This is a genomic window from Flavobacterium sp. UMI-01 (genome assembly GCF_019656315.1).
Classification (GTDB): domain Bacteria; phylum Bacteroidota; class Bacteroidia; order Flavobacteriales; family Flavobacteriaceae; genus Flavobacterium.
The window spans coordinates 676,562-702,094 of record NZ_BPLU01000038.1 but is presented as its reverse complement, the minus strand read 5'-3'; the positions used below and the strand labels follow the sequence as shown (position 1 = coordinate 702,094).

Below are 25,533 nucleotides of genomic sequence, written 5' to 3'. Positions count from 1 at the left end.
GAACTGATGTGACAGCCTGTTTTGATAATACAGCCAAAACAGGTTCAGCTACAGCTGCTGCAGGTGAAACCATTGTTTGGTACACAGCTGCTACCGGAGGTTCTGTCACTACAGCGCCCTCTAGAACTGCTGTCGGAACTAGCTCTGCTTATGCTGGTGCAAAAGTGACAGCCACAGGATGTGAAGGTCCTCGAACATTAGTTACTGTAACCATCAATCCATTGCCACTAGCACCAGCAGGAACTAATGTGACAGCCTGTTTTGATAATACAGCCAAAACAGGTTCCGCAACTGTAGGAGCAGGTGAGACTCTTATTTGGTACACCGCAGCTACCGGAGGTTCTGTCACTACAGCGCCCTCTAGAACTGCTGTCGGAACTAGCTCTGCTTATGCTGGAGCAAAAGTGACTGCCACAGGATGTGAAGGTCCTCGAACATTGGTTACTGTAACCATCAATCCATTGCCACTAGCACCAGCAGGAACTAATGTGACAGCCTGTTTTGATAATACAGCCAAAACAGGTTCCGCAACTGTAGGAGCAGGTGAGACTCTTATTTGGTACACCGCAGCTACTGGAGGTACTGTCACTACAGCGCCCTCTAGAACTGCTGTCGGAACTAGCTCTGCTTATGCCGGTGCAAAAGTGACTGCCACAGGATGTGAAGGTCCTCGAACATTGGTTACTGTAACCATCAACCCATTGCCAGTTTTAGTAGTTAACAATCCGTCCAATATATGTTCTCCATTAACAGTTGACTTGACTGCTGCCGCAATTACAGCTGGAAGTACACTATATGGGGCAACTTTAACATATTGGAAAAATGTTGAAGCAACAATACCATTGGCTAATCCTACTATGGTAGGAGAATCTGGTACTTATTATATTAAAGCCACCACTTCTAATAATTGTATGGATGTAAAATCTGTAGTAGTGACTATTGATATTTGTGCTAAAGCTCTATGTACTTATACACAAGGGTATTATGGTAACATCGGAGGTATGTCTTGTGCACCTGATGAACTAGGAGTGTTCAAACAATACACAACCAAAGAACTTATTGCGAAAGCTTTGGCTTCTTATGGAGGCACTATGTATGTTGGTATTAAAGACACACGTCATGTGTCGATTATGAATAATGAGACTGATATCAACGCACTTATTGACGTTATGCCTGGCGGTGGAGGTAGTAGTGTGTTACCAAGTAATCCTAATAACGGATTGTTCTCTATCAGTAGTTTGCCAAATAGTATGCTCAAAAAAGGCAATATTAATAATACTTTATTGGCTCAAACCATTGCTTTAGGTCTTAATATAGGTATCAATGGTATGCTGGGAGACTTTGAATTGAAAGCCGGTACCATTGCCATTGCAACACCTCAGGACGGTTGTGGTTCTGATATTCCTAAAGCACGTACTTGTAATCCTGATGGTACTGTAAATAACGAGTACAAACGCTATACTATTTCAGCTAAAGTTGTTAATGCTTTATCGGTAAAAACAGTTCAAGGATTGTATGCGTTAGCTAATCAAGCTTTGGGAGGTGGAGATACTAATGGATTATCACTTTCCGAAATAGCTGGTACAGTAGATTTAATCAATAATGCTTTTGATGAATGTAGAATTTTCGTTGGATATGATGTTCCAAAAATGGAATGTCCTGTTTTAACAGATACTAGTTTGACTTTAAGAACAGTTGAAGCAGCCGCTTTTACCGCTTATCCTGTCCCATTCAAAGATCAATTGACTATCAAATATGATTTTGATTATGTATCTAGTGTGAAAATTGAAGTATTTAATTCGCAAGGTGGATTAGTTCATTCTGTAATAGATCCTAAAGGATATTTGAATAAAGAAATCACAATTACTCTTAGTACCAATTCGGAACAAGAAGAAGTGTTTATGGTTCAAATTACCACAGACAGAGGGACTACCATTAAGAAAGTAATGTCTTCTAATTAATATTTTAAAATTAACTTTAAGTAAAAGCATCCGTCTAAAGACGGGTGCTTTTTGTGTTTGAAGGAGTTAAATACAGTTTTTTTACTCCTTAAATTGTATCGAAAAGAGGTTGGAAATATTTTTGGCACAATTAATGGATATAGGCTTAGCAGATAACCCTTAAAAAAATAAAGTCATGAAAAAGATACTATTACTTTTTTCCCTTTTGGGAATTGTTGCACTTCAAAGTTGTACTGATGAAGTAGATAATGATACGATTAGCGAAGTTTTTGAAAGAGAAGTATCTTTTACTTCTGCAAATAATTACAGTAATGTCATAAATCTTACTCCAGCAATTTTTTCTTCCGATGTAGTTTTGGTTTATAGATTGAGTGGTGTTTATCAGGGAGCCGATGTTTGGAAATTGTTACCTGAAAGTTTTTATTTTAATAATGGTACCTTAGATTTTGGATACCGTTATGATTTTACTAAGTACGATGTCAATATTTATATGGTAGGTAATGATTTGCAATCCGTAAGTAACGAGTTTAGAATGGGGCAGGTGTTTAGAATTGTGATTGTGCCTGCTAGTTTTTCAACATCAGTTGATGTATCGAACTATAATGAAGTGATAAGCGCATTGAATGTAAAAGAAAACGAAATTAAAAAAGTGGAGTTTTAATTTTTTTGTATTAAAAAGCTAAAAAAAGAGTCTAAATTTAAGACTCTTTTTTTATGAAATAGCGTGTGATTTTAAGTTCTACTTATAGGGATGTTTGCGTTACAAATTTTTTAATGGCTTTTCTTATTCATTTTTAAAGACACAATAATGCCAATTATAAGTGATAAAGCAATAAATCCTAAAGAAGCCCATTCAGGGAATTTGATATAATCATGAGCCAGCATTTTTAATCCTACAAAAAAGAGTATAGCAATTAAACTGTATTCGAGGTAGCTAAATTTTTCTAGCATGTTAGCAAGAAAGAAATACATGGAACGCAGTCCTAAAATGGCAAAAATATTTGAACTAAAAACTAAAAAAGGATCTGAGGTAATAGCTAAAATAGCGGGTACACTATCCAGGGCAAAAATAATGTCCATTACTTCAATCACAATCAATGCGACAAATAAAGGCGTAGCGTATTTTATGTTTTCAATTTTTACAAAAAAATGCTCGCCATCAATTTTGGTTGTAATGGGAGTGATTTTGCTTAACAAACGATAGATGTAGGAGTTTTTAGGTTTGAATTCTTCTTCTTCATTAGAATATAGCATTTTGATAGCAGTGTAAATTAAGAAACTTCCAAAAAGATAAGTTGTCCAAGCAAATTTTTTAATAATAAGTACACCAAAATAAATCATAAGTCCCCTAAAGAAAATGGCACCTATAATTCCCCAAAACAATACTCGGTGTTGGTATTTTTTGGGTATTTTAAAAGAAGAAAAAATTATTGCAATCACAAAAATGTTATCTACACTCAAAGAGAGTTCGATAAGGTATCCTGTAATGTATTTCATTGAGGCTACCGTAGGTTTTAATTGATCAGGATTGTCCACATAGTTGTTTTGGTATAGCCAATAAATCACAGCAGAGAAAACAAACGATAAGGAAACCCATATAGCCGTCCATTTTCCGGCTTCTTTAGAGCTAATTTCATGAGGAGTTTTATTGAAAACACCTAAGTCAAGTGCTAAAAATAATAGAATGGCAATAAGAAAACAAACCCAAACAATCATAGTGTATTTTTTTAGAATTGTAAAGATACTTTTTTGATTGCTTGTTTAGAAATTTTTTCGAAATGATTAACGAATTCATAAAAAAAAGGGCTCTCTATGAACTACTAGAAACCATTTAGTTTTAGAAGTCAATAGATTGATTATTGCTCTTTTAATTTGTAATTTTTAGAGAGCCTTTTTGGATTAGAATATTAATTTTAGTTGTTGGGTTTTGTTGTGAGAGTACTGTCTGGGCAATTGATAGCAGTGAATTTATATTTCACGCGGTCAAAATCTATAGGGCTGCCTTTTGCAAAATAAGAAGCTCCCATAGAAGTTTCTATTTTTCCGTTTCCTAAGACAAGGGTGTCGTTTCGTTTAAGAAAAGCCATAGGATTCTTGAAAGTGATTTCAGGTTTTTTTTCTAAGGTAAAAGTGTAACTTGCAAATAAAGTATCACCACGGTATTCTCCAGCAATTTCACCTATCTTTTTTTGATGGTTGGCTATGTTCATAACCATATCACCATTGATTTTACCATTTTTTAAGGTGTTTAGTTTTAAATCTAGCGTGTCATGGTCGTAAATTGCTTGAAAACAGGAAGTGCTCGTAATTGCTTCTTCTGCGGCTTTTTTTAACAGCTCTTTTTTGTCCTCGTTGTTTTTACAACTAGTGAGCCCTATGGTTAGTAGTGATAAACAAAATAAACTTATTTTTTTCATAATTATTTTTTTAATGGTTAATAATAAGTAAGAATATAGCAAGGGTAACAGCTATAAATATACTATTTTTTTAGCAAAATAAGTAATGCTGTTTGGTTTAGGAAGGGCTATGGTATTAAGTTGGCGATCAGTTTTGGGGAGAAATGTGATGTTTTTGATAGCTGCCAAAAAAAATGCCTTCAATAACTTGAAGGCATTTTTGGAATTGTATGTTGAAAAATTACAAAGCAGATTTAACTGTTTTGATGATTCTTGCAGCAATTTTGTATGGGTCACCGTTAGAAGCTGGTCTTCTGTCTTCCAACCATCCTTTCCATCCTTTTTGAACAGTCATCAAAGGAATACGGATTGAACATCCTCTATCAGATACTCCGTAAGAGAAGTCATTGATTGAAGCAGTTTCGTGTTTACCAGTTAAACGTTGGTCATTGTAAGCTCCATAAACAGCGATGTGCTCAGCAACTACTGGACGGAAAGCCTCACAGATTTTTTCGTAAGTCTCTTTAGAACCACACGTTCTCAATACTTCATTAGAGAAGTTAGCGTGCATACCTGAACCATTCCAGTCCATGTCTTTTCCTAGAGGTTTTGGGTGGTACTCAATGTAGTAACCATATTTCTCAGTCAAACGGTCTAATAAATATCTAGCAACCCAGATTTCATCACCTGCTTTCTTAGCTCCTTTAGCAAATAATTGGAATTCCCATTGTCCGCAAGCAACCTCTTGGTTGATTCCTTCAAAGTTGATTCCAGCAGCAATACATAAGTTAGCGTGCTCTTCAACTAATTTTCTTCCGTGAGTGTTTTTACCACCTACTGAACAGTAGTACATACCTTGTGGAGCAGGGTAACCTCCTACAGGGAAACCTAGAGGTAATTGTGTTTTTGTGTCCATTATAAAGTACTCTTGCTCGAAACCGAACCAGAAGTCATCATTATCATCATCAATTGTAGCTCTTCCGTTAGAAGCGTGTGGAGTTCCATCAGCATTCATAACTTCACACATTACTAAGTATCCGTTGATGCGATCTGGATCTGGATAAATAGCTACAGGTACTAATAAACAATCAGAAGAACCTCCTTCAGCTTGTCTGGTAGAAGAACCATCAAATGACCAGTTTCCAATTTCTTCTAAAGTTCCTTGAAAATTATCGTGATCTTCAACTTTTGTTTTACTTCTTAGGTTTTGAGTTGGCTCGTAACCATCTAACCAAAGGTACTCTAATTTTATTTTAGCCATAATGTTGTAAATTAATTTAATGATTTTTAAACGGGGCAAATATAGAAGTTTTTTTTTAGAGGATAAAATTAGGGGGTGCATTTTATTTGTTAACGAGTTATTTTTTTGATTACTATAATTTTTTGGGGGGATATTTTGGAAATAATCATTTTGGAGTGGTCTAAAGTATAATTTTATAATTTTTTAAGAGTGCTATTATTCTTTGTTGCGAGAACTCTATTTTAGTTCCTTATATTTGTAAAAGTTATAGTTCATCTTGAAATTATTAAAATATATGTCAACAATACGTTTTCAGGCTTTAAAAGAAGCTTCAGCAAGAAAGCCAGTGCATTTTGAAGAAACTGGCAAGAAATCAGCCATTTTTGGTTCGAATGTTTTTAATCAAAAAGCAATGAAGCAGTATTTGACTTCGGATGCTTTCAAAGCGGTTCAAAGTGCCATTCAGCATGGTTCTAAAATCGACAGGAAATTAGCTGATTATATCGCTATGGGGATGAAGGAATGGGCTTTGTCTAAAGGAGTAACGCACTACACACACTGGTTTCAACCCTTGACAGGAGCGACAGCTGAAAAACACGATGCTTTTTTTGATATGTCATTTGATGGTAGTGAGACTGTCGAAAAGTTTGGTGGCGCCCAATTGGTACAACAAGAACCCGATGCCTCAAGTTTTCCCAATGGAGGAATCCGTAATACTTTTGAGGCAAGAGGATATACCGCTTGGGATCCTACTTCACCAGCATTTATTTTTGGAACAACACTTTGTATCCCTACGGTTTTTATTTCTTATACGGGAGAAGCTTTAGATAATAAAATTCCGTTGTTGAGGGCCTTGTCGGCAATTGATGAAGCAGCTACCGAGGTTTGTAAATATTTTGATAAAAATGTCAAAAAGGTAACTGCTACTTTGGGGTGGGAACAAGAATATTTCTTGATTGATAAAGCTTTGGCAGAATCTAGACCTGATATTATGATGACAGGACGTACCTTGTTAGGACATACTTCGGCCAAAGGACAACAACTAGACGATCATTATTTTGGTGCCATTCCTACTCGTGCCTTAACTTATATGCGTGATTTAGAGCAAGAGTGTATGTTGCTTGGAATTCCTGTTAAAACACGTCACAACGAGGTAGCTCCTAATCAATTTGAATTTGCTCCCATATTTGAAGAAACCAATTTAGCTGTGGATCACAACTCCTTATTGATGGATGTGATGCAAAAAGTGGCCGAAAGACATCATTTTAAGGTGTTGCTTCACGAAAAGCCATTCAAAGGCGTAAACGGTTCTGGTAAACACAACAACTGGTCTCTGGCTACCGATACAGGAATTAATTTGTTAAGTCCTAGTAAGACACCGATGACCAATTTACAGTTTTTGACTTTCTTTATCAATACAATTAAGGCGGTGAATGATTATGAGTCGTTATTGCGTTCATCGATTGCTACTGCAAGTAATGACCATCGTTTAGGAGCCAATGAAGCGCCACCAGCCATCATTTCAGTATTTATTGGTGAGCAATTGACAAGAGTTTTGGACGAACTAAAAGAAGTGACCAAAGGGAAATTGTCTCCAGAAGAGAAAACCGATTTAAAACTGAATGTAGTGGGTAAAATTCCAGAAGTGATTTTGGATAATACCGATAGAAATAGAACTTCTCCTTTTGCCTTCACAGGAAATAAATTTGAATTTCGTGCAGTAGGTTCTTCGGCAAACTGTTCTAATGCCATGACTACTTTGAATACCATAGTGGCTAAGCAATTGAAAGATTTTAAAATTGAAGTTGATGCATTGATTGATGCTAAGGCGATGAAAAAAGACGATGCTATCTTTAATGTGTTAAGAGAGTATATCAAGAAATCGAGTAAAATTCTTTTTGAAGGAGATGGCTATAGTCAAGCATGGGAAGAAGAAGCAGCTAAAAGAGGTTTGAGTAATTTTAAAACCACACCCGAAGCTTTGAAGGCTAAGATTTCAAAACAAGCCTTAGAATTGTTCTCAGAAATGGGAATTATGAATCATGTTGAGGTTGAAGCTCGTTACGAAATCGAATTGGAAGAATATGTAAAGAAAATTCAAATTGAAGGACGTGTGTTAGGGGATATTGCGACCAATCACGTGATTCCAACAGCGATTCGCTATCAAAATACCTTAATCGAAAATGTAAAAGGATTGAAAGATATTTTTGGGGACGAATTCGAAACTGTTGCCAAAGAGCAAATCCGATTAATCAAAACCATTTCAAAACATATTGAAGGCATTAATTCTAAAGTTGTCGAGATGACTAACGAAAGAAAAAGGGCCAATGCGTTGAGCGATATGCAACAAATGGCTGAAATATATTGCAATCATGTAAAACCTTATTTTGAAATCATCCGTGAGCATTGCGATAAATTGGAACTTTTAGTGGATAACGAATTGTGGACTCTGACAAAATACAGGGAATTGTTGTTGACTAAATAAAATTAAATTAAGGCTGTCCGAAGTAATTTGGATAGCCTTTTTTGTATCTTCGAACTATTTCCAGCAGCTTATATAAATATTATGTTGAATGATCGATTCTTTATTGCCTTCTTGTTAGTGTCAAATCTCGCATGGGCACAAGAACAATTTTCTGTTTATTTTGATAGTAACAAATTTGAATTGTCTAAAAATGAAACAATAGCACTAACAAATTGGATAGATGAAAATAAAACCAGCAAAATCATTGGTGCTTATGGGTTTTGTGATGAAGATGGTTCGGTGGAATACAATGAGGTGTTGGCGTCAAAAAGAGTTGATTATGTCTATGGTATAATCAAGGATAAAGTAAAAATCAGAGAAGATTTCAAGTCACGAACTTTTGGTGAATTACACCAACAATTACCCGAAAAAGCAAAAAATAGAAAAGTAACCTTATTCTTTTTAAAAGAGAAAGATATTCCAAAAGAAAATGAAATTTTGGGCATAAAGCGAGAAGAGCCCGTGGTTGTAAAACCCAAAGAGCCTATTGTATTCCCAGAAAGAGTTGCTATCCAAAATCCCAATGGAACCAAAACGGAATTACCTCTTGATGTTGCTTTTATGCAAAAAGTAAGTCAGGCGAAAGTAGGAGAAAAACTCGAAATTAAAAATCTTAATTTTGTACTGAACACCTTTGCCATCGTCAATGAATCAAGGGGAAAGTTGTATGAGTTGTTACTAATCATGCAAAAGAATCCCAATCTCAAAATTAGTATTCAAGGACATATTTGTTGTGTGGGTGTCGATTCCAGAGATTTATCAACACAACGGGCTAAGGCTATTTATAAGTTTTTGGAGTTTAATGAAATTGATAAAAGCAGGATGACCTATAAAGGTTTTGGGGTGTCGCAACCTCTATTTCCTGTGCCTGAAAAAAATGAAGCCGAACGAGCGGCTAACAGAAGGGTGGAAATTGAAATCCTTGAAAATTAATTTTTTTTAGTTTAATACGGCAATCTAAAAGTTCCAATCTGAATATCCGCAATCTTTTGTTATCTTTGCGCACGCAAACCAGTTGGTTAAAACTAATTACAGAATAACAATACATGAGTTCAGATACTTCAAAAAGATATGCCCTTCGTGGGGTTTCGGCATCTAAAGAAGATGTGCACAACGCCATAAAAAACATTGACAAAGGATTGTTTCCGCAAGCATTTTGTAAAATCGTTCCTGATTATTTGACTCAGGACGAGGATTATTGCTTGATTATGCATGCTGATGGAGCAGGGACAAAATCGTCTTTGGCCTATATGTATTGGAAAGAAACGGGTGATTTATCGGTTTGGAAAGGTATCGCTCAAGATGCTTTGATTATGAATATCGATGACTTATTGTGTGTAGGTGCTACAGATAATATTTTGCTTTCGTCAACTATTGGTAGAAACAAAAACCTGATTCCTGCTGAGGTAATTTCGGCTATCATTAATGGTACTGAGGAATTGATTCAAGAATTGGATTCTTTTGGAGTTACGATTCATTCTACAGGTGGAGAAACGGCTGATGTGGGTGATATTGTGCGTACGATTATTGTAGATTCCACGGTAACGGCTCGTATGCCTCGTGCTAAAGTGATTGACAATGCTAATATTCAAGCAGGGGATGTGATTGTAGGATTGGCTTCTTTTGGTCAAGCGACTTATGAAAAGAGCTATAATGGCGGAATGGGAAGTAACGGATTAACATCGGCTCGTCATGATGTGTTCGAAAAATATTTGGCGACCAAATACCCTGAAAGTTATGATGCAGCAGTACCCAACGAATTAATCTATTCTGGTCAAGTAAAATTGACCGATGCTGTAGAAAATAGCCCAATTGACGCTGGTCAATTAGTACTTTCCCCTACACGTACTTATGCGCCAATTATCAAGAAAATATTAGACAAATACAATTCAAACGATATTCACGGAATGGTGCATTGTAGTGGAGGAGCGCAAACTAAAATCTTGCATTTTGTGAACAATCTTCACATTATCAAAGACAATTTGTTCCCAGTGCCACCTTTGTTTCAATTGATTCAAGAGCAATCTAAAACCGATTGGAAAGAAATGTACCAAGTATTCAATTGCGGTCACCGCATGGAATTATACGTTCCTGAAGCGGTTGCTCAAGACATTATCGCGATTTCCAAATCTTTCAACGTTGATGCACAAATCGTAGGTAGAGTAGAAGCTGCGGATGCTAAGAAATTAACGATTACTAGCGAATACGGAACATTTGAGTATTAAAAATTTGTTTAAAGTTTAAAGTTTAAAGTTGTTTAATCTTGTAGATTGTAAATAATTTTAGTTTTTAAAGACCTTTAAACTCTTAAACAATTTTAAACTTTTAAACGATTAAACTTTTTTCAATGTACGAACTCATCTTTTGGCAATATCAAGAAGAAGTGTACCTCAATCATCAATTGGTGTACGAAGCCTTAATAGAGGAAGAAACCGTTGAAGGACTAGAGCTACTTCCTGTGCAAGTGATTTTTAACCGAATTGCATCTGTTTTTTCTGATTGGGAAAAAGTAGATGAAGACAGTTGGAAAAACACCAAAGGCAGAGGGGCATTTCAAGTGAAATCAACGCCGCAAAGTATCCAAATAGACTGTTATGGAACCGAAGGAAAAACGATGGATAAACTCGTAAGAATTATGGAAGAATTCAAATGCCCATTATACGACCCACAAATACCAGCTCGTTACGATGAGTTTTATGAAGAAGAGGAATAAGTGGTCAGTGGTCAGTTTTTTTTAGTGTTCAGTTGGTGCATAAAAATAAATAATTAGTGATAATTGGTAAAAATAGTGGTTTGAAAAAATCCCCAATCCAAATTCCTTAATAAAAAAATGAAAATAAATCTCAAAAACGGAATCGATAAATTATTGTTCGGCATGAAGCAAAAAGATGTCGTGGCAATTTATGGAAAGCCAACCAAAGAATATAAAGACGAAGACGGTCACCAAATTTTAGTGTACAACAGCCTAAAAATGCGTTTGACTTTTTACCATGACGAAGAGTTTAAACTCGGCTATATTGTGGCTTCAAGTCCAGCTTTGGAATTGAACGGCAATAAAATTATTGGTCAAAAGATTACTGATGTAAAAAAAGATTTGGTTAAGAAAAACATCACTAAGTTTACGCAAGAAGAATTTGATACTTTTGAGAATTACTTCAATGAAGAAAATTGGATGATTTTCCAAACGGAGTTTGATGAAGTAGTAAAGTTCGAAATAGGAGCTATTATCAATCAAAAAGATGAATTTGAGTGGAAATTTGGAAAAAAATAAATTTCAATACTTTTATAGCAAAGGAAACCGTCAATGAGAGTTGGCGGTTTTTTTTATGAGTTTTAGTTATATTTGACCAATAGAATTATTAGATAATATGACACCACTAGACGAGTTTTATCAAAGACAACAAGAACCTCTTAAAGGAGTTTATTTGGCTTTGCGTGATATCATTTTAAAGCAAGATGAAAATATTACACATAGTTTAAAATACGGCTGTCCTTTTTTTAGTTACAAAGGTAAGATGTTTTGTTATCTGTGGTTTCATAAAAAGTTCAAACAACCTTATATCAGTTTGGTGGAAGGGATGTTATTTGATGAACCATTTTTACTGCAAGAAAAAAGAGCTAGAATGAAAATCATGCTTTTGGACATGGATGAAGATTTGCCCATAGAACAAATTGAAGCTGTTATTCAAAAAGCTATTTCGTTTTATAAAACGGGATTGATAAAAGTTAAGAAATAACACTACATTCTTTATAGAGCACATATGATACTAATAAAAAAATCTCTGTAGATCCGTTTAATCTGTGTCATCTGTGTTCTATTTCGCATAATATTTTTCTATTGCAATAGAATAATCATTTATCCACTTTAATTCGGTTCTCGCGATTGGCAAGTTCCCAAGCAACTACAAAGGCGAGTTGGGTTCGTTTTTTTAGTGCATCAAATTCAATTTTATCTGGTGTATCAGAGGAGCGATGGTAATCGGCATGTACACCATTAAAAAAGAATACAGAAGGAATTCCGTGTTTTGCGAAATTATAATGGTCCGAACGGGTGTAATATTGATTAGGATCGTAATCAGCGGTAAACCTAAAATCGATATCGAGTTGGATATATTTTTTATTTGTGGCAACAACGATGTTGTATAATTCTGTTGATAATCGTTCCGCACCGATAGCATAAACATAATTATTTGTTTGATGTTCTGTATCTCTACGACCTATCATGTCGATGTTGATGTTGCTTACGGTATTGGCTAAAGGAAATAAGGGGTTCTCGGAATAGAATTTAGAACCTAGCAAGCCATGTTCTTCCCCAGTGACATGCAAAAACAAAATGGAACGTAGCGGTTTGTGACCGTCTTTTTCGGCTAGTTTAAATGCTTGTGCAATTTCTAATAATGCTGATGTTCCTGAGCCGTTATCATCGGCGCCATAAAAAATTTGTCCGTTTTTAGTACCAATATGGTCGTAATGTGCCGATATGACAATGATTTCTTCTGGTTTTTTACTGCCTTTTATAAAAGCACATACATTTTCAGACTCATCTAAATACTGTCCGTTACGGGTACGTAGTGCGGTTGAGGGTACTTTTTGGAAATAATTCACTGCCTGGTCAGGAGCTGTAATTTCGTTTTTTACATATTGAGAAGCGAGGTAACGGGCGGTTTTTTTTTGTCCAATTGATCCGGTTTGTCTGCCTTGCATGGAATCTGAAGCAATAATAAAAAGGTGTTCTTTTAAATCGTGTTCAGAGATAGAAGTCACGTATTTGGTAGCATCTACAACGGTTTTGGGTTCAATTATTTTAGTGTTTGCACATGAAATTACCACTAACACAATAAAAAGGAAGATGCTTTTTTTCATAGTTTAAAATGATATTTTAAAAAAAAGGTTTAAAATGTGGAGAAGCATAAGTTTAAACATTTGATTGTTTCCTGCGTATTCCTAAAAATTTGGTGGCAGGCCTATTTACTCCAATACGAAAATACATATTATTTTGAAAGTTCAATGAAGCTTGAATATTTTATTTGAGAGGTTTAGATTCCTTCAAAGTGGGTGGTTTTAGGAGTTTTTTAAGCGCTTAAGTTAAAAAATAGCCTTATTTTTGCACTTTATAAGCACTCAAAAACAACGACATGGAACAAATTCAGCAAGAACTTTCAACAAAATCAACCCAATTAATCAACAAAGAAAACAAATATGGCGCTCATAATTATCATCCTTTGCCAGTGGTATTGGAACGTGGAGAAGGAGTGTATGTTTGGGATGTTGATGGGAAGAAATATTTTGATTTTTTGTCTGCTTATTCTGCTGTAAATCAAGGGCATTGTCATCCTAAGATTGTTGGGGCAATGATGAAGCAAGCACAAGCCTTGACATTAACCTCGCGTGCCTTTTATAATGACCAATTAGGAAATTATGAAGAGTACATTACGAATTATTTTGGTTTTGATAAGGTGTTGCCAATGAATACGGGTGCCGAAGCAGTTGAGACGGCTTTGAAGATTTGTAGAAAATGGGCCTATGAGGTAAAAGGTATTGATGAAAACCAAGCACAAATTGTCGTGTGTGAAAATAATTTTCACGGGAGAACCACTACGATTATTTCGTTTTCAAATGATGAAGGTGCTCGCAAGAATTTTGGTCCTTACACGGAAGGATTTATTAAAATTCCGTATGACAATTTAGAAGCTTTAGAAAAGACCTTGGCGTCTTCAAAAAATATTGCGGGGTTCTTGGTAGAGCCTATTCAGGGTGAAGCGGGTGTGTATGTGCCTTCCGAAGGGTATTTGGCGAAAGCCAAAGCGCTTTGTGAGCAATACAATGTATTGTTTATTGCGGATGAGGTGCAAACCGGAATTGCTCGTACTGGAAAATTATTAGCGGTGCATCATGAAAAGGTACAACCTGATATTTTGATTTTGGGGAAAGCCATTTCTGGTGGTGTTTATCCCGTTTCGGCGGTTTTGGCCAATGATGCTGTGATGAATGTGATAAAACCAGGGCAACACGGTTCTACTTTTGGAGGAAATCCAGTGGCAGCAGCTGTTGCTGTGGCAGCACTTGAAGTAGTAAAAGAAGAGCAACTTGCCGAAAATGCAGAGCGTTTAGGTGTTATTTTAAGAGCAGGACTCAATAAAATTGCCGAAAAAAATCCGTTAATCACCTTAGTAAGAGGAAAAGGGTTGTTGAATGCAATTGTAGTGGATAGTGATGAAGAATCGGATTTGGCATGGAATATTTGTTTGAAATTTAGAGATTTGGGATTGTTGGCCAAACCAACACATGGCAATAAGATTCGTTTGGCACCGCCATTGGTTATCACTGAAGAACAAATAAATGAGTGCCTGAGTATTATTGAAAAAGCGCTACAAGCTTTTGTATAATTCCAAAGCGTAAACGCAATTTATAAATAATATAACCATTAATTGGTTCTCTTATTTGCCAGCGCTCGAGCAATGTCATTAAGTTAAGCGTTTTTTGTATCATTTCGACGAAGGTGAAATCACATCACGTGAGCAACTAGTGTGATTGCTTTGCCAGTTCGCATTCGCTCGTGTCCTCATTCTTCGGAATGACAAAACAGCATGTTTTTTTTAACTTAATGACATTGAGTACTCAGGGCGCAGATTTAATGTATTTGGTTAATTGGAAAGGCTAAATTTGCATTAATACCGTTATAAGGGGTTTATAAAATAATTAGCGATTCTGCTGTGAACAAAAATCTAGTAATTACTAGATAATTGTATGAAATAGTTGCTAAAAGAAGTTTTTTACTTCCTAAGTACTTAAAATTTGAATTATTTTTAGTTTTCATTACGTATTAATACTTATATTTGTCTAAGTATTTACGTAGTGAAGCTAATTAGTAATCAAATTTGAAAATAGAATGGTTAATTTTATACGTCAAAAGGTAGAGCGAACAATTGCTATTTTCAAATTTTTAAATGAAAAAGATATGAATAAGTCAAAAACACCAAAATTAACGATAGTAGGAGCGGGACCAGGTGATGTGGAGTTGATTACTGTGAAAGCGATTAAAGCATTAGAAGCTGCGGATGTGGTTTTGTATGATGCCTTAGTCAACGAAGACTTATTGCAGTATGCTTCGGGAGCCGAAATTGTATTTGTAGGTAAACGTTTGGGATGTCATGCGTATAGTCAAGACCAAATTAACGAACTGATTGTTGCCATGGCTTACCAACACGGTCATGTGGTGCGATTAAAAGGAGGAGATCCATTTGTTTTTGGACGTGGAAGTGAGGAAATCGCTTTTGCTAGTGACAATGGTTTAGAAACGGCGATTGTGCCGGGAATATCATCTTCAATGGGAGTACCTGCATTAAACGGAATAAGTTTAACACAACGTAAAGTAGCCGAAAGTTTTTGGGTAATTACCGGAACTACTTCTGACCATAAATTATCTAATGATGTGGTCTTGGCATCACAATCCTCTGCAACGGTGGTTATCTTGATGGGAATGCACAAACTAAGCGAAATTGTAGCGGTTTATCAGGCCAACAGAACGGATGACTTGCCTATTGGAATCATCCAAAATGGAACTAGAACGGATCAAAAGAAAGTGATTGGAACCCTTAGTACCATCGAAAACTTAGTCAAAGACCAACAAGTTTCGTCACCAGCCATTATCGTTATTGGGGAAGTGGTAGGAAATATTTCAAAATTAACAGACTACATTGAGGAAGAAGATTTAGAAGATGAATTTATCTATCAAAATTTGAGTCTATAAATCGTTTTACTTTAAGTTTTAGCATAAGAATTAAAAACCATTAAGAAATCATTTGCTTGATTTTTTAATGGTTTTTTTGTGGTGCTATTTTGATGGCAATCATGGTTTTAATTTTACTTAGATGACTGCTCGGCAAAATAGGGATTTAAGCGTACAAATATTTTTGATAATTGATAAAATTGTTTCTAATCGTTTTTAAGTCACCGAGTATGGGCTTAGCATCTGCAATTGTTTTGTATTTTAATTGGAGAAATGTTCCTAATTTTTCATCGTCGAGTTCGTACACTCCATTTAATACATATTGATTTAAAACAAATTCTAAGAATTCCTGATGATTGGCATCGAGTTCGTTGAAATGTTCTCTTACTTTGGCTGCTCGTTGTTGTCTCTCTAGTATTTCTGATTGGTATGCTACATAAGACAATACATCATAGATGTCGCTTTTTTCGGCACTTAGAATTTTTTGAAATTCGGCTAATTGCTCTTTGGTGTATCCTTTTTCCTCTAGTTTGCCTAATAGGCTTTTTCGAGTTGCTGGAATGCTCCATTGAGCTTTCAAATCGTCTTCGGATTGAAATAAGTCAGGAACTGTGCCGTATAGACTTTTTAAGAATGCAACAGCAGTAATAGGCTTTCCTTCGGGACTCCAAAACGTTGTCGTAGTCATGGATTGCAATTGACGCACTTTACCATCCGACAATACAATTTCAATCATTTCCACCTGATTGTCACAACGGCAAACAATGTACCCGCATATTTCACAAGGTTCTTGTTCGGGTTTGGGACAGATACAAGGTCTTTGATCACATTTAGGACATTGTTTTTGTGGTATTCCAGGTTCTTTTGGTTCGGGTTCTATGGGGTCGCCGTCCCATTCAGGGTCATTGAAGTGTTTGTAAGCTTTTACAAAATCGTAAATGGTAAAATAATCTTTACCGTCAAACAAACGAGTCCCCCTGCCCACAATTTGTTTGAACTCAATCATCGAGTTAACCGGACGCATTAAAACGATATTTCTGATTTCGGGGGCATCAACACCAGTGCTTAACTTTTGTGAGGTGGTGAGTATGGTGGGTATTGTTTTTTCGTTATCCTGAAAATCACGTAAATGTTTTTCGCCCATATCACCATCATTAGCAGTAACACGTTGGCAGTAATTTGGATTTTTGCTGTCGCAATATTGGTTAATCAAATCTCTGATTGCTAAAGCATGGTCCTGGGTAGCACAAAAAACCAATGTCTTTTGATTTTGGTTAATCATTTTTAGGAACTCTTTTACACGGTACTCTTCGCGTTCTTTGATTTTGATTATACGGTTAAAATCGTACTCGGTATATTCTCGTCCTTCTTCCACCATCCCAGATACTACATTGTCATCCGAAGTGTATTGGTATTCATCAAGATTGGTTTGAATTTGTTTGACACGAAAAGGGGTTAAGAAACCATCGTTGATTCCTTCTTTTAAGGAGTATATCGATACCGGTTCGCCAAAGTATTTATAGGTATCACCGTTAACATCGCGTTTTGGTGTCGCCGTTAAGCCTAACTGGGTTGCAGGTTCGAAATATTCCAAAATAGCTCTCCAAGTACTTTCATCATTAGCGCCACCACGGTGACATTCATCAATTATGATAAAGTCGAAAAAGTCTTTAGGGTATTGGCCAAAGTTGGGTTCTTCTCCCGACATAAAAGTTTGGAAAATCGTAAAAAAGATACTTCCATTGGTTGGTACTTTTCCTTTTTTACTGATTTCTGAAGGTTTGATACGAACTAACGCATCATCTTCAAAAGCGCCGAAAGCATTGAAAGCTTGGTCGGCTAAAATGTTTCTGTCTGCCAAAAATAAGATTCTTGGGCTGCGAATACCATCTCTGTTGATATTCCATTTGGCCTGAAATAATTTCCACGCAATTTGAAACGAAACAGCAGTTTTACCAGTACCGGTTGCCAGGGTAATTAAAATACGTTTTTCATCATTGGCTACGGCTTTCAATACTTTATTGATGGCATTTTGTTGGTAATACCGTAATTCCCAGCTACCTCCTTTGGTTTCGAATGGAATATCAAAAAAGCGTTGTTCCCAATTAAAAGCTTCCTGATTCTTTTTTTGTTCTTCTCCATAAATCATCTCCCATAACTGTTCTGGAGTAGGCACTTGGGTGATATCACCTTCTTTGCCTTGCAAGTCGGCCATGTAGTATTTTTGGCCGTTGGTACAAATAGCAAACCGCAGGTTTAATCGAGAAGCGTAATCCTTAGCTTGTGCCAAACCTTCGGTATAGTAACAACCCTCTGCTTTGGCTTCTAAAACAGCCAAATTACGGTTGTTGAATTGCAGGATATAATCCGCTTTATCGGGCATGGCACGTTTACCAGAGCCTATTAAGCGTCCTTTGGTTATGGGATACTCTCTGCGAATTCTACTTTCAGGAACAATTGCCCAACCTTGTTGTTGTAGGTGCGGGTCAATTAATTCGGCACGGGTTTCGGATTCGTTTCTCATTTTATTGATATCTTCTATTTTAATTTAGCTCTTTATAAAACGTTTTATTGAGCATTCTATTGAGTATTTAGTGAATTTCTAACCAATTTACTCAATAGAATATTTTAACCATTTTTTAAACCTTCCGTTTTAAGAATTCCACTTTCTATCATATTTTTCAACATTCTTCTAACTTTGTGCTTATTAATTTCCAGTCCTATTCTTTGATGTATTTCGCTAAAACCACTATTGGGATATGCGGTTAAATCTTTTATAATCAATTCTTCTAAGCGGTAATCTTCAATATTTCTTTTTATTTCTCTTTCTCCTTCTTTTTGAACCGTTGCATTTTTTGCAACAGTTGTAAAATAATCTAATTCATTTTCATTAAAATGTTTTTAATATGTCGGGAAATAACCGATTTATCTCTACTAAAAAGAGTAGCCATTTGCTCTCTGTTCTACCAAACGGTATCACTTTCAAATTGAACAACAACTTCAACCTGATTGTCAGATGACTTGAATATTTCTATTTGATTTTCCATGTTTGATAGCATATTTTTATTAATCGTTGCTATTATAGATGAGATTCCTACGGAATGACAAACTATGTGTTTACACCAACTCCCCTTTAAATGCCTTTTCTAAAATACTTTTTTTGAGTTCTTCAAGGTTAGCTAGTTTATGTTGGTATTTGGTAATTAATAAATTAGTTTGACTTAAAACAACATCAAAATCTGTAACAATCTTTTTTTGAATATTTGAATCCAATGGATATGACAATTTCAAATCAGATAGTTTTGAGGCATTAAAACCACCTTGTGCACTACCTGAAATACCAGCATTAATTTCTTTCCAATAATTTCCACTTTGAAAAAACAAATAGATGAATTCAGGAAGAATCTCATTCTTATTTATAACCTTCAAACGGATTAAATATGATGCAAAAACTGAAAATACATCATCATCAAACAAATAACTTTTACCTGTAGTTGCTCCTGTTCTCGCAAATACTATATCACCCTTTTGTAATTCATATTTAATAATTTCATCTTTACTGATTTTACAATGAGGAACACTTTCCCAATTAACACCCTTTTCAGTCAAATCTGTAATTCTTAAATATTTTGGACCAATATTTTCAAAAACTGCCTTTTCAGTGTAACCATAGTTAATCTTAGAAATTTCACCTAATTTCTTTTCCTCCCAACCCTCACCTTTTTGCGAAAAAATTTGATTCAATTTGGATTGAAACAATTCTTTGGCGTTGGCGATGTTTTTTTCGATGTTGGCTTTGGCTTGGTCTATGGCTGTAAACGCCTGGTCGAGTTTGGCTACTATGGCGCGTTGTTCTTGGAAAGATTTTGGAAAATAAATAATGATGTTTCTCAAATCATCATTATAAAGCCTTGAAATAGTTGCGCCTTTCGAAGGATTCCAATTACAATACCCGTAAAATTTATATAAGTACTCATTTAAAACTTCTTTTTCATCATTATCAATCCACACTATATTTGAATCCTGAAAATATGCAGGTTTTCCGTCATATATAACTCTTCTACCAATTGTTCCTGAAGCTGAAAGTAGAATATCTCCTTTTTTGGGAAAAGAATATTTACTGATAAATTCATCATAAATTTCTCTTGAAATAAAAGCATCTGCTTTTTTTCCAAAAGTTCCAATTTTATAGAAAGGTATATCTCCAGTTGCGGAAGTTTGATTTTTTAGTATTCTTTTGCACATTGAAACTTTACCGATATCACCAATTTTTTTTGTTATCCAATTCATTTTACACCACCTCATTTAAAGTTCCTAATAATTTTACGGTATCCTGTTCCAGTAGGGTAAAGGCAAACCATTTTTTACCCAGGTCTTTGAGCGAAGCGCCTATGTGATAGACCTTCTGATTGTCTATAATGATAAAGCGGTCATGCGACAGCTTGAATTTTTTAATTTGAAATGTTGGGTATTGGGTGTTTGCTTTTTGCACGTCGAGTTCTATTTTTTTAGTGGGTTGCTGCATGAGTAAGCTAACTTTTACGTTTTGTTTTTTAGCAGTCAACAAGGTAATTACGGTATCGTCTATATAATTGTCAATTACGGTGATGCTTGTTTTGGCTTCTTTTATTAATTGGTTTACAAAAGCATAGGCATCATAGGTTTGTCCGTTAAAGAATATGCCTTGTTTAGGTAGTTCTTTATGGTTTTCCAATGCATTGAATATTTTATCGAATTGTTGAGTGGTAGTGAGTTTAAACTTTTCAAAATCGTCGGACAATTGTAACAGCGACAGGTTGTTGTTGATGTTTTTGCGCATGTGTACAAAGGCCTGCATAATCTGGATGCTTACCTGTATGGCTATATCACTTCGCAAAACAGCCGAAAGCATGGCAACGCCTTGTTCTGTGAATGCATAGGGGTTTGCCGAAGAATGTTTAAGTGTAGCGAACCGGTCGCAATTTGCGACCAGTTGCTCTTTTTCTTCAGCTGTAAGTTGAAATCTAAATGATTCCGGAAAACGTTCTATGTTTCTTTTTACCTGTTCGTTTAACCTTTTCACTTCTACATTATACATTTCGGCCAGATCACGATCTATCATCACTTGTTCCCCTCTAAAAGTAAAAATGCGATTTTCAATTGTTATTAGTTCACTCATACAAGAAACTTGTGTTTTTATTTTTGACGAACTGGTCACAATTTGTGACCGGTTCAAAATACTTTTTTTATTTATGACTTTTAATTTGAAGTCACAATTTGTGACCTCAAGTTATCAAACTAGCCCACTAACTCATTTAAAGTTCCTAAAATCTCAGCTGTTTCCTCGTCAAGGGTTTGCATTTCTTCCAAAATTAAAGCCGGTTCGCGCAGTGGTGCTTCTTCGGGTTTGTTTGGATTTTTAACCGAGAGGTCGCAGGTTTTTTCATCAACAGTAGCCACCGCCAGATTCCATGATTTTTCGGTTTCGGGCTTCGATAAGCTCAGCCTGACAAAATCATCTAAATCAGCATCGTTAAGCGGATTGGTTTTCCCCATGTTTCTTCCGGGGTCTAGCTGATAGTACCAAATGTTTTTTGTTGGTTCTCCTTTGGTAAAAAACAAGACTACCGTTTTTACTCCTGCCCCCAAGAAAGTTCCTTGTGGCATATCGAGAATCGTATGTAGGTTACAGGTTTCTAATAAATGTTGGCGCAGTGCTACCGAAGCATTATCCGTATTGCTTAAGAAAGTATTTTTGATAACAATAGCAGCTCGACCACCTGCTTTTAGCGACTTGATGAAATGCTGCATGAACAAGAAGGCTGTTTCTCCTGTTTTGATGTCGAAGTTTTGTTGTACCTCGGCACGTTCTTTACCGCCAAAGGGTGGATTGGCAAGAATAATGTCGTAACGGTTTTTTTCCTGAATATCACGTATGTTTTCTCCCAGTGTATTGGTATGTACAATGTTTGGCGCTTCAATTCCATGCAGAATCATGTTCATGGTACCAATGATATAGGCTAGGTTTTTCTTTTCTTTTCCAAAAAAAGTATTTTCCTGTAGCTGATTTAAGTTGGCAGCTGTTTTCTCCATTTTCTCGTACAGGTACTCATAGGCTTCACACAAGAAACCTGCAGAACCACAAGCTGGGTCGTATATTTTTTCTCCGATTTTTGGTTCCAATAATTTAATCATGGTGCGAATTAATGGTCTCGGCGTATAGTATTGTCCACCATTACGACCGGCATTCCCCATATTTTTAATTTTGGTTTCGTATAGATGCGATAATTCGTGTTTGTCCTTACTGGTACCAAAAGGCAATCCATCAACCATATTGATGATTTCACGCAAGTTGTAACCCGATTTGATTTTGTTGCTTAGTTCGGAGAAGATTTCGCCAATCTTGTATTCAATGGTTTTAGGATTATCGATGTGCTTTTCTTTAAAACTCGCCAGATACGGGAAAAGCTCAAATTCAACAAATTTCACCAAATCGGGGCCAATGAGTGCTTTGTGGATGTCGATTTCTCCTTTATCATTTTTGGGTGCTGCCCAAGTCTCCCATTGGTATTTGTTTTCTAATATGCTCGTGTAGTCTTTGCCTTCTAAGATGGCTTCGTCTTCGCGGTTTTTGTCAAAACTGTCTAAGTATCTTAAAAACAACACCCAAGAGGTTTGTTCGATGTAGTCTATTTCAGAATCGGCTCCTGAATCTTTGTATAATAGGTCGTCTATGTTTTTGAATGTTTGCGCAAAATTGGCCATTGTATGTTTGTAAGTATATTGATTGGTAAATATAGTAAAAAGCTGATGAATGAAAATGAGGGAAACAGTAAAGTATTTTTGTTTTAAACTACTTGTCAATGTTGGTAGTTTACAAATGAAGAGTCGATTTACTTTGATTCCTTACTAAAGCTCAGCGTAGATTTTGTAAGGACTTTTTTTAACCCAGTATCCTTAATAGGTTTTTGAGGTAAAAAAATACAATATTAGGGTGGGTTCCCTAAATTATCCCCAAAGGATATGCACAAACTTGGCATTTTGAAAGAATCTAAAATGCAATTTTGTAATTAAAAGTAAGATTTTAAAATGCTATTATGAAAATAAAAACGAACTAAATAGCCCTGATGGCAATGAAAATCCCACGCCTTTTTTTGGCGTGGATTGTAATGAACAGCAGGACGAGTCGTTATGTTGAAAAGGAGGGGTTGTGCTCCTAAAACTGCTGAGAATGAGGTTGCAATGGAGCCACGATTGTCCTAGCGTCTTAGTGCTTCGGGGAATGTTAGTAAGCTTGAGTTCTCGATACTGAGATAAAATTTTCTGTCGCAAATTTTATCTCAACTCGAACTGACGATAGTATAGTTTAATGATATTACTGAGATACAATTTTCAGTCGCAAATTTTATCTCAACTCGAACTGACGATAGTATAGTTTAATGATATTACTGAGATAAAATTTTCTGTCGCAAATTTTATCTCAACTCGAACTGACGATAGTATAACTTAATGCCATGGAGCTTCGACAGGCTCAGCCTGACATTGCTTCGTACTCCCGAAGTGTCGGGACAGCCTGACAAAGTATTGTACTCCCGAAGCGTTGTGACTACTGCAACTCGACCTTGATATTGTATTTTTTGGAGTTCAAAATGGTATCGATGGAACCAAAGGTAGCAATGCTTTTTTGTTCTTCGCGGATGCGTTTCATTTCGATTTGGCGCAAACAATTCTGGAAACGGCTCACTTCTTTGAGCGTGGTCAAGATGAGTCCTGGGACAGGGGAGTTGTTGCCTTCTTTGTCTTTGGAAACCATCGTGAAATAAGAGGAATTACAGTGCTTGATAACACCTGTTTGAATGTTTTCGGCTTCTACTCGAATCCCTACAATCATCGAACTTTTACCTACATAATTCACACTGGCTTTCATGGTCACTAATTCACCTACTTCGATGGGTTTTAGGAAATTCACCGTATCTACAGAAGCTGTTACACAGTAGTTTCCCGAGAACTTTGAAGCACAGGCAAAGGCAATTTGGTCCATTAAAGACAAAATATAACCTCCGTGAATTTTGCCACTAAAGTTAGTGTGTGAGGGTAACATCAATTCGGAAATCGTTATGTGTGAAGAGCTTACAGTTTTAAATGTTTTTTCCATGTGTTTCTACTTTGTATTTTTAGATTTCTTGGGTTTCGCTGGTCAAAGCTATGAAATTATTTTTTGGTGCTTCGCATAGCGAGCAACAATAGGTTTCAGGCAGGTCTTTGAACAAGGTTCCTTTGGCAATTCCTTGAATCAAGTCGCCGTACTCTGAGTTGTAAACGGTTAAACATTCTGAGCATTGGTACACATCCTGGACGGTGTTTTCTTTTTTGATAGGGGTGGTTTCGTTGTTGTTTTCAGCAACAATGTTTCCGAGTTGATTGAAGTATTTTCGACTCAATTCAATCAAAATATTAGGCAATTCTAATTTGTCCACATCTTGTGCGTGGATGATGTATTCACGGCTGTTGGGGTCAAAATTTTTAGCATGAAGCACGTTGAATGTATCTCGTATTTTTATGGATTCTAAGTCTTTGGGTAATTTGTTTTTTTCAACTACGATTGAAGTGAAATAATGTCCCTCACGGTTGTAGTCTGAGATTCCAAAAGTCAATCCATAGGTACTGATGTCAAATTGGTCCAAGGTACGTACTAGGAATGTTTTGAGATTCAGAGCCCATTCGGTCGCTACCGGTAAATGCCAGTTCAATTCCAATAATGAGTGACGTACATTGATACCGTTTTTACCTAAGAATTTTTCCCAATCGAGTTTTTTGTCCTTTGGAATTCCTTTTACGATAAATGATTTCCAAGGAGTAATACAGATTTTACCAATTTTGCAATCAAAGCATAAATCGCACATTTCCTTTAGGAATTTCAAATCGTAGAGGTTGTTTCTCCAGTACAATCCTAACCAATATTGGTCAATTCCCAATCGGTTCATTCCTTCGTAATACGGAAAAGGATAGAAAGGTACATTTAGAGGTTTGTCGATGGTTCTGTTATTAGTATCCAAAGCTTCACTAACCAAGCTGAAAATCATGTCAATACCACAAGATTCTTTGCTGACTACCTCTTCGATTTCGTAATAAATTTTGGCAATATCCCAGCTGTAAATCAGTACTGGATAAACTTCCATACGCTCCCATTTGGGCAAACGAATGTAGAGGTACCAATAATCTTCATGTTCTGAGGCTATAAAATTGATGTGTCCTGTAAATAACGGAACAAGTTGCTGTTTCGGGTCGGTGATGTTTACTTTTAAGTCGGGTTGCTTTTTGAATTGTTCTAGTACATACAAAAATTTATTTCCCGTCAACCAAGGGGTATGCCTGAAAATATCAGTGGAAACATAGGAGGAAACAATGTTGTTTCCGCTGGTTTCATTAGGAAAAACAAAATGGTGGTTGCCCATTTTCTCTTTGTCAATATGCTGTAATCCTTGTGGGAAAATAATATCCTGACGAGAACCGAAAGAAATAGTCTCCAGTCCCTGATCCATTGCCATATTTACAATCTCTCTTAATTCTCCTGGAGATAATACGCCTCCTTTTACTATCAATCGTGTTAGTTCCATGTTCAATCTCGTTTACAATGTTCAGTGTTTAGTTTTCAGTTTAAGTAGTAATCCATTGATTTTGTAAAGGACTTGCCATTATTTCAA

General features: G+C 36.0%; 20 protein-coding genes. 10 read left to right on the top strand and 10 right to left on the bottom strand.

What is annotated here, in order from left to right; translation table 11 throughout:
- Together K5R64_RS13010 and K5R64_RS13005 are read left to right on the top strand one after the other, a co-directional pair.
- The coding region (locus tag K5R64_RS13010; protein ID WP_220764000.1) for a T9SS type A sorting domain-containing protein at positions 1-1,961 on the top strand (1,961 nt) is incomplete at its 5' end.
- A gap of 175 nt (positions 1,962-2,136) precedes the next feature.
- The gene (locus K5R64_RS13005) at positions 2,137-2,622 is read left to right on the top strand and encodes a hypothetical protein (protein WP_220763999.1); all 486 of its coding nucleotides are present in this window, start codon (positions 2,137-2,139) and stop codon (positions 2,620-2,622) included.
- A 110-nt stretch (positions 2,623-2,732) separates the two neighbouring features.
- Here K5R64_RS13005 and K5R64_RS13000 read toward each other — a convergent pair whose 3' ends face one another.
- The 3 genes from K5R64_RS13000 to K5R64_RS12990 all read right to left on the bottom strand — a co-directional run bounded on the left by K5R64_RS13000 (position 2,733) and on the right by K5R64_RS12990 (position 5,618).
- Positions 2,733-3,677: a TerC family protein gene (locus tag K5R64_RS13000; protein ID WP_220763998.1), complete on the bottom strand. Its 945-nt coding sequence runs from the start codon at positions 3,675-3,677 to the stop codon at positions 2,733-2,735.
- A gap of 197 nt (positions 3,678-3,874) precedes the next feature.
- Positions 3,875-4,378 carry a hypothetical protein gene (locus tag K5R64_RS12995; RefSeq protein WP_220763997.1) on the bottom strand — a complete coding sequence of 168 codons (504 nt, stop codon included), beginning with the start codon at positions 4,376-4,378 and terminating at the stop codon, positions 3,875-3,877.
- A 220-nt stretch (positions 4,379-4,598) separates the two neighbouring features.
- Complete coding sequence (locus K5R64_RS12990) at positions 4,599-5,618, bottom strand: glutamine synthetase beta-grasp domain-containing protein (protein ID WP_220763996.1); 1,020 nt, start codon at positions 5,616-5,618, stop codon at positions 4,599-4,601.
- Between the two features lie 274 nt (positions 5,619-5,892).
- Here K5R64_RS12990 and K5R64_RS12985 point away from each other — a divergent pair, with 274 nt between their 5' ends.
- The 6 genes from K5R64_RS12985 (at position 5,893) to K5R64_RS12960 (ending at position 11,858) form a co-directional block, all read left to right on the top strand.
- Positions 5,893-8,082: a glutamine synthetase III gene (locus K5R64_RS12985; protein ID WP_220763994.1), complete on the top strand. Its 2,190-nt coding sequence runs from the start codon at positions 5,893-5,895 to the stop codon at positions 8,080-8,082.
- A gap of 81 nt (positions 8,083-8,163) precedes the next feature.
- Complete coding sequence (locus K5R64_RS12980; RefSeq protein WP_220763992.1) at positions 8,164-9,054, top strand: OmpA family protein; 891 nt, start codon at positions 8,164-8,166, stop codon at positions 9,052-9,054.
- 113 nt (positions 9,055-9,167) lie between these two features.
- The gene (locus tag K5R64_RS12975; RefSeq protein ID WP_220763991.1) at positions 9,168-10,346 is read left to right on the top strand and encodes an AIR synthase related protein; all 1,179 of its coding nucleotides are present in this window, start codon (positions 9,168-9,170) and stop codon (positions 10,344-10,346) included.
- A gap of 122 nt (positions 10,347-10,468) precedes the next feature.
- Positions 10,469-10,834: a hypothetical protein gene (locus tag K5R64_RS12970; protein WP_220763990.1), complete on the top strand. Its 366-nt coding sequence runs from the start codon at positions 10,469-10,471 to the stop codon at positions 10,832-10,834.
- A 117-nt stretch (positions 10,835-10,951) separates the two neighbouring features.
- Entirely contained in the window at positions 10,952-11,392 is a 441-nt protein-coding gene (locus tag K5R64_RS12965) for a hypothetical protein (protein ID WP_220763989.1), read from the top strand.
- Between the two features lie 97 nt (positions 11,393-11,489).
- Positions 11,490-11,858, top strand: coding sequence for a DUF1801 domain-containing protein (locus K5R64_RS12960; protein WP_220763988.1), 369 nt, complete (start codon positions 11,490-11,492; stop codon positions 11,856-11,858).
- 115 nt (positions 11,859-11,973) lie between these two features.
- Here the strand turns inward: K5R64_RS12960 and K5R64_RS12955 are convergent, their stop codons facing one another.
- On the bottom strand, positions 11,974-12,984 hold the full coding sequence (locus tag K5R64_RS12955; RefSeq protein WP_220763987.1) for a M28 family peptidase: 1,011 nt from the start codon (positions 12,982-12,984) through the stop codon (positions 11,974-11,976).
- 272 nt (positions 12,985-13,256) lie between these two features.
- Between K5R64_RS12955 and rocD the strand changes: the two genes are divergently transcribed.
- Complete coding sequence (rocD, locus tag K5R64_RS12950; RefSeq protein WP_220763986.1) at positions 13,257-14,507, top strand: ornithine--oxo-acid transaminase; 1,251 nt, start codon at positions 13,257-13,259, stop codon at positions 14,505-14,507.
- Positions 14,508-15,079: 572 nt separating this feature from the next.
- Positions 15,080-15,871 carry a uroporphyrinogen-III C-methyltransferase gene (gene cobA, locus K5R64_RS12945; protein ID WP_220763985.1) on the top strand — a complete coding sequence of 264 codons (792 nt, stop codon included), beginning with the start codon at positions 15,080-15,082 and terminating at the stop codon, positions 15,869-15,871.
- A 145-nt stretch (positions 15,872-16,016) separates the two neighbouring features.
- Here the strand turns inward: cobA and hsdR are convergent, their stop codons facing one another.
- The 6 genes from hsdR to K5R64_RS12915 form a co-directional block, all read right to left on the bottom strand.
- Entirely contained in the window at positions 16,017-18,374 is a 2,358-nt protein-coding gene (gene hsdR, locus K5R64_RS12940; protein WP_220763983.1) for an EcoAI/FtnUII family type I restriction enzme subunit R, read from the bottom strand.
- A gap of 593 nt (positions 18,375-18,967) precedes the next feature.
- Entirely contained in the window at positions 18,968-20,140 is a 1,173-nt protein-coding gene (locus K5R64_RS12935; RefSeq protein WP_255580377.1) for a restriction endonuclease subunit S, read from the bottom strand.
- Position 20,141: 1 nt separating this feature from the next.
- The gene (locus K5R64_RS12930) at positions 20,142-21,008 is read right to left on the bottom strand and encodes an ORF6N domain-containing protein (protein ID WP_220763981.1); all 867 of its coding nucleotides are present in this window, start codon (positions 21,006-21,008) and stop codon (positions 20,142-20,144) included.
- A gap of 119 nt (positions 21,009-21,127) precedes the next feature.
- Positions 21,128-22,594: an N-6 DNA methylase gene (locus K5R64_RS12925; RefSeq protein ID WP_220763980.1), complete on the bottom strand. Its 1,467-nt coding sequence runs from the start codon at positions 22,592-22,594 to the stop codon at positions 21,128-21,130.
- Between the two features lie 841 nt (positions 22,595-23,435).
- Positions 23,436-23,984, bottom strand: a complete 549-nt coding sequence (locus K5R64_RS12920; protein ID WP_220763979.1) for an acyl-CoA thioesterase — start codon at positions 23,982-23,984, stop codon at positions 23,436-23,438.
- 19 nt (positions 23,985-24,003) lie between these two features.
- Positions 24,004-25,446, bottom strand: coding sequence for a rubredoxin (locus K5R64_RS12915; RefSeq protein ID WP_220763978.1), 1,443 nt, complete (start codon positions 25,444-25,446; stop codon positions 24,004-24,006).
- Between the last annotated feature and the right edge of the window lie 87 nt (positions 25,447-25,533).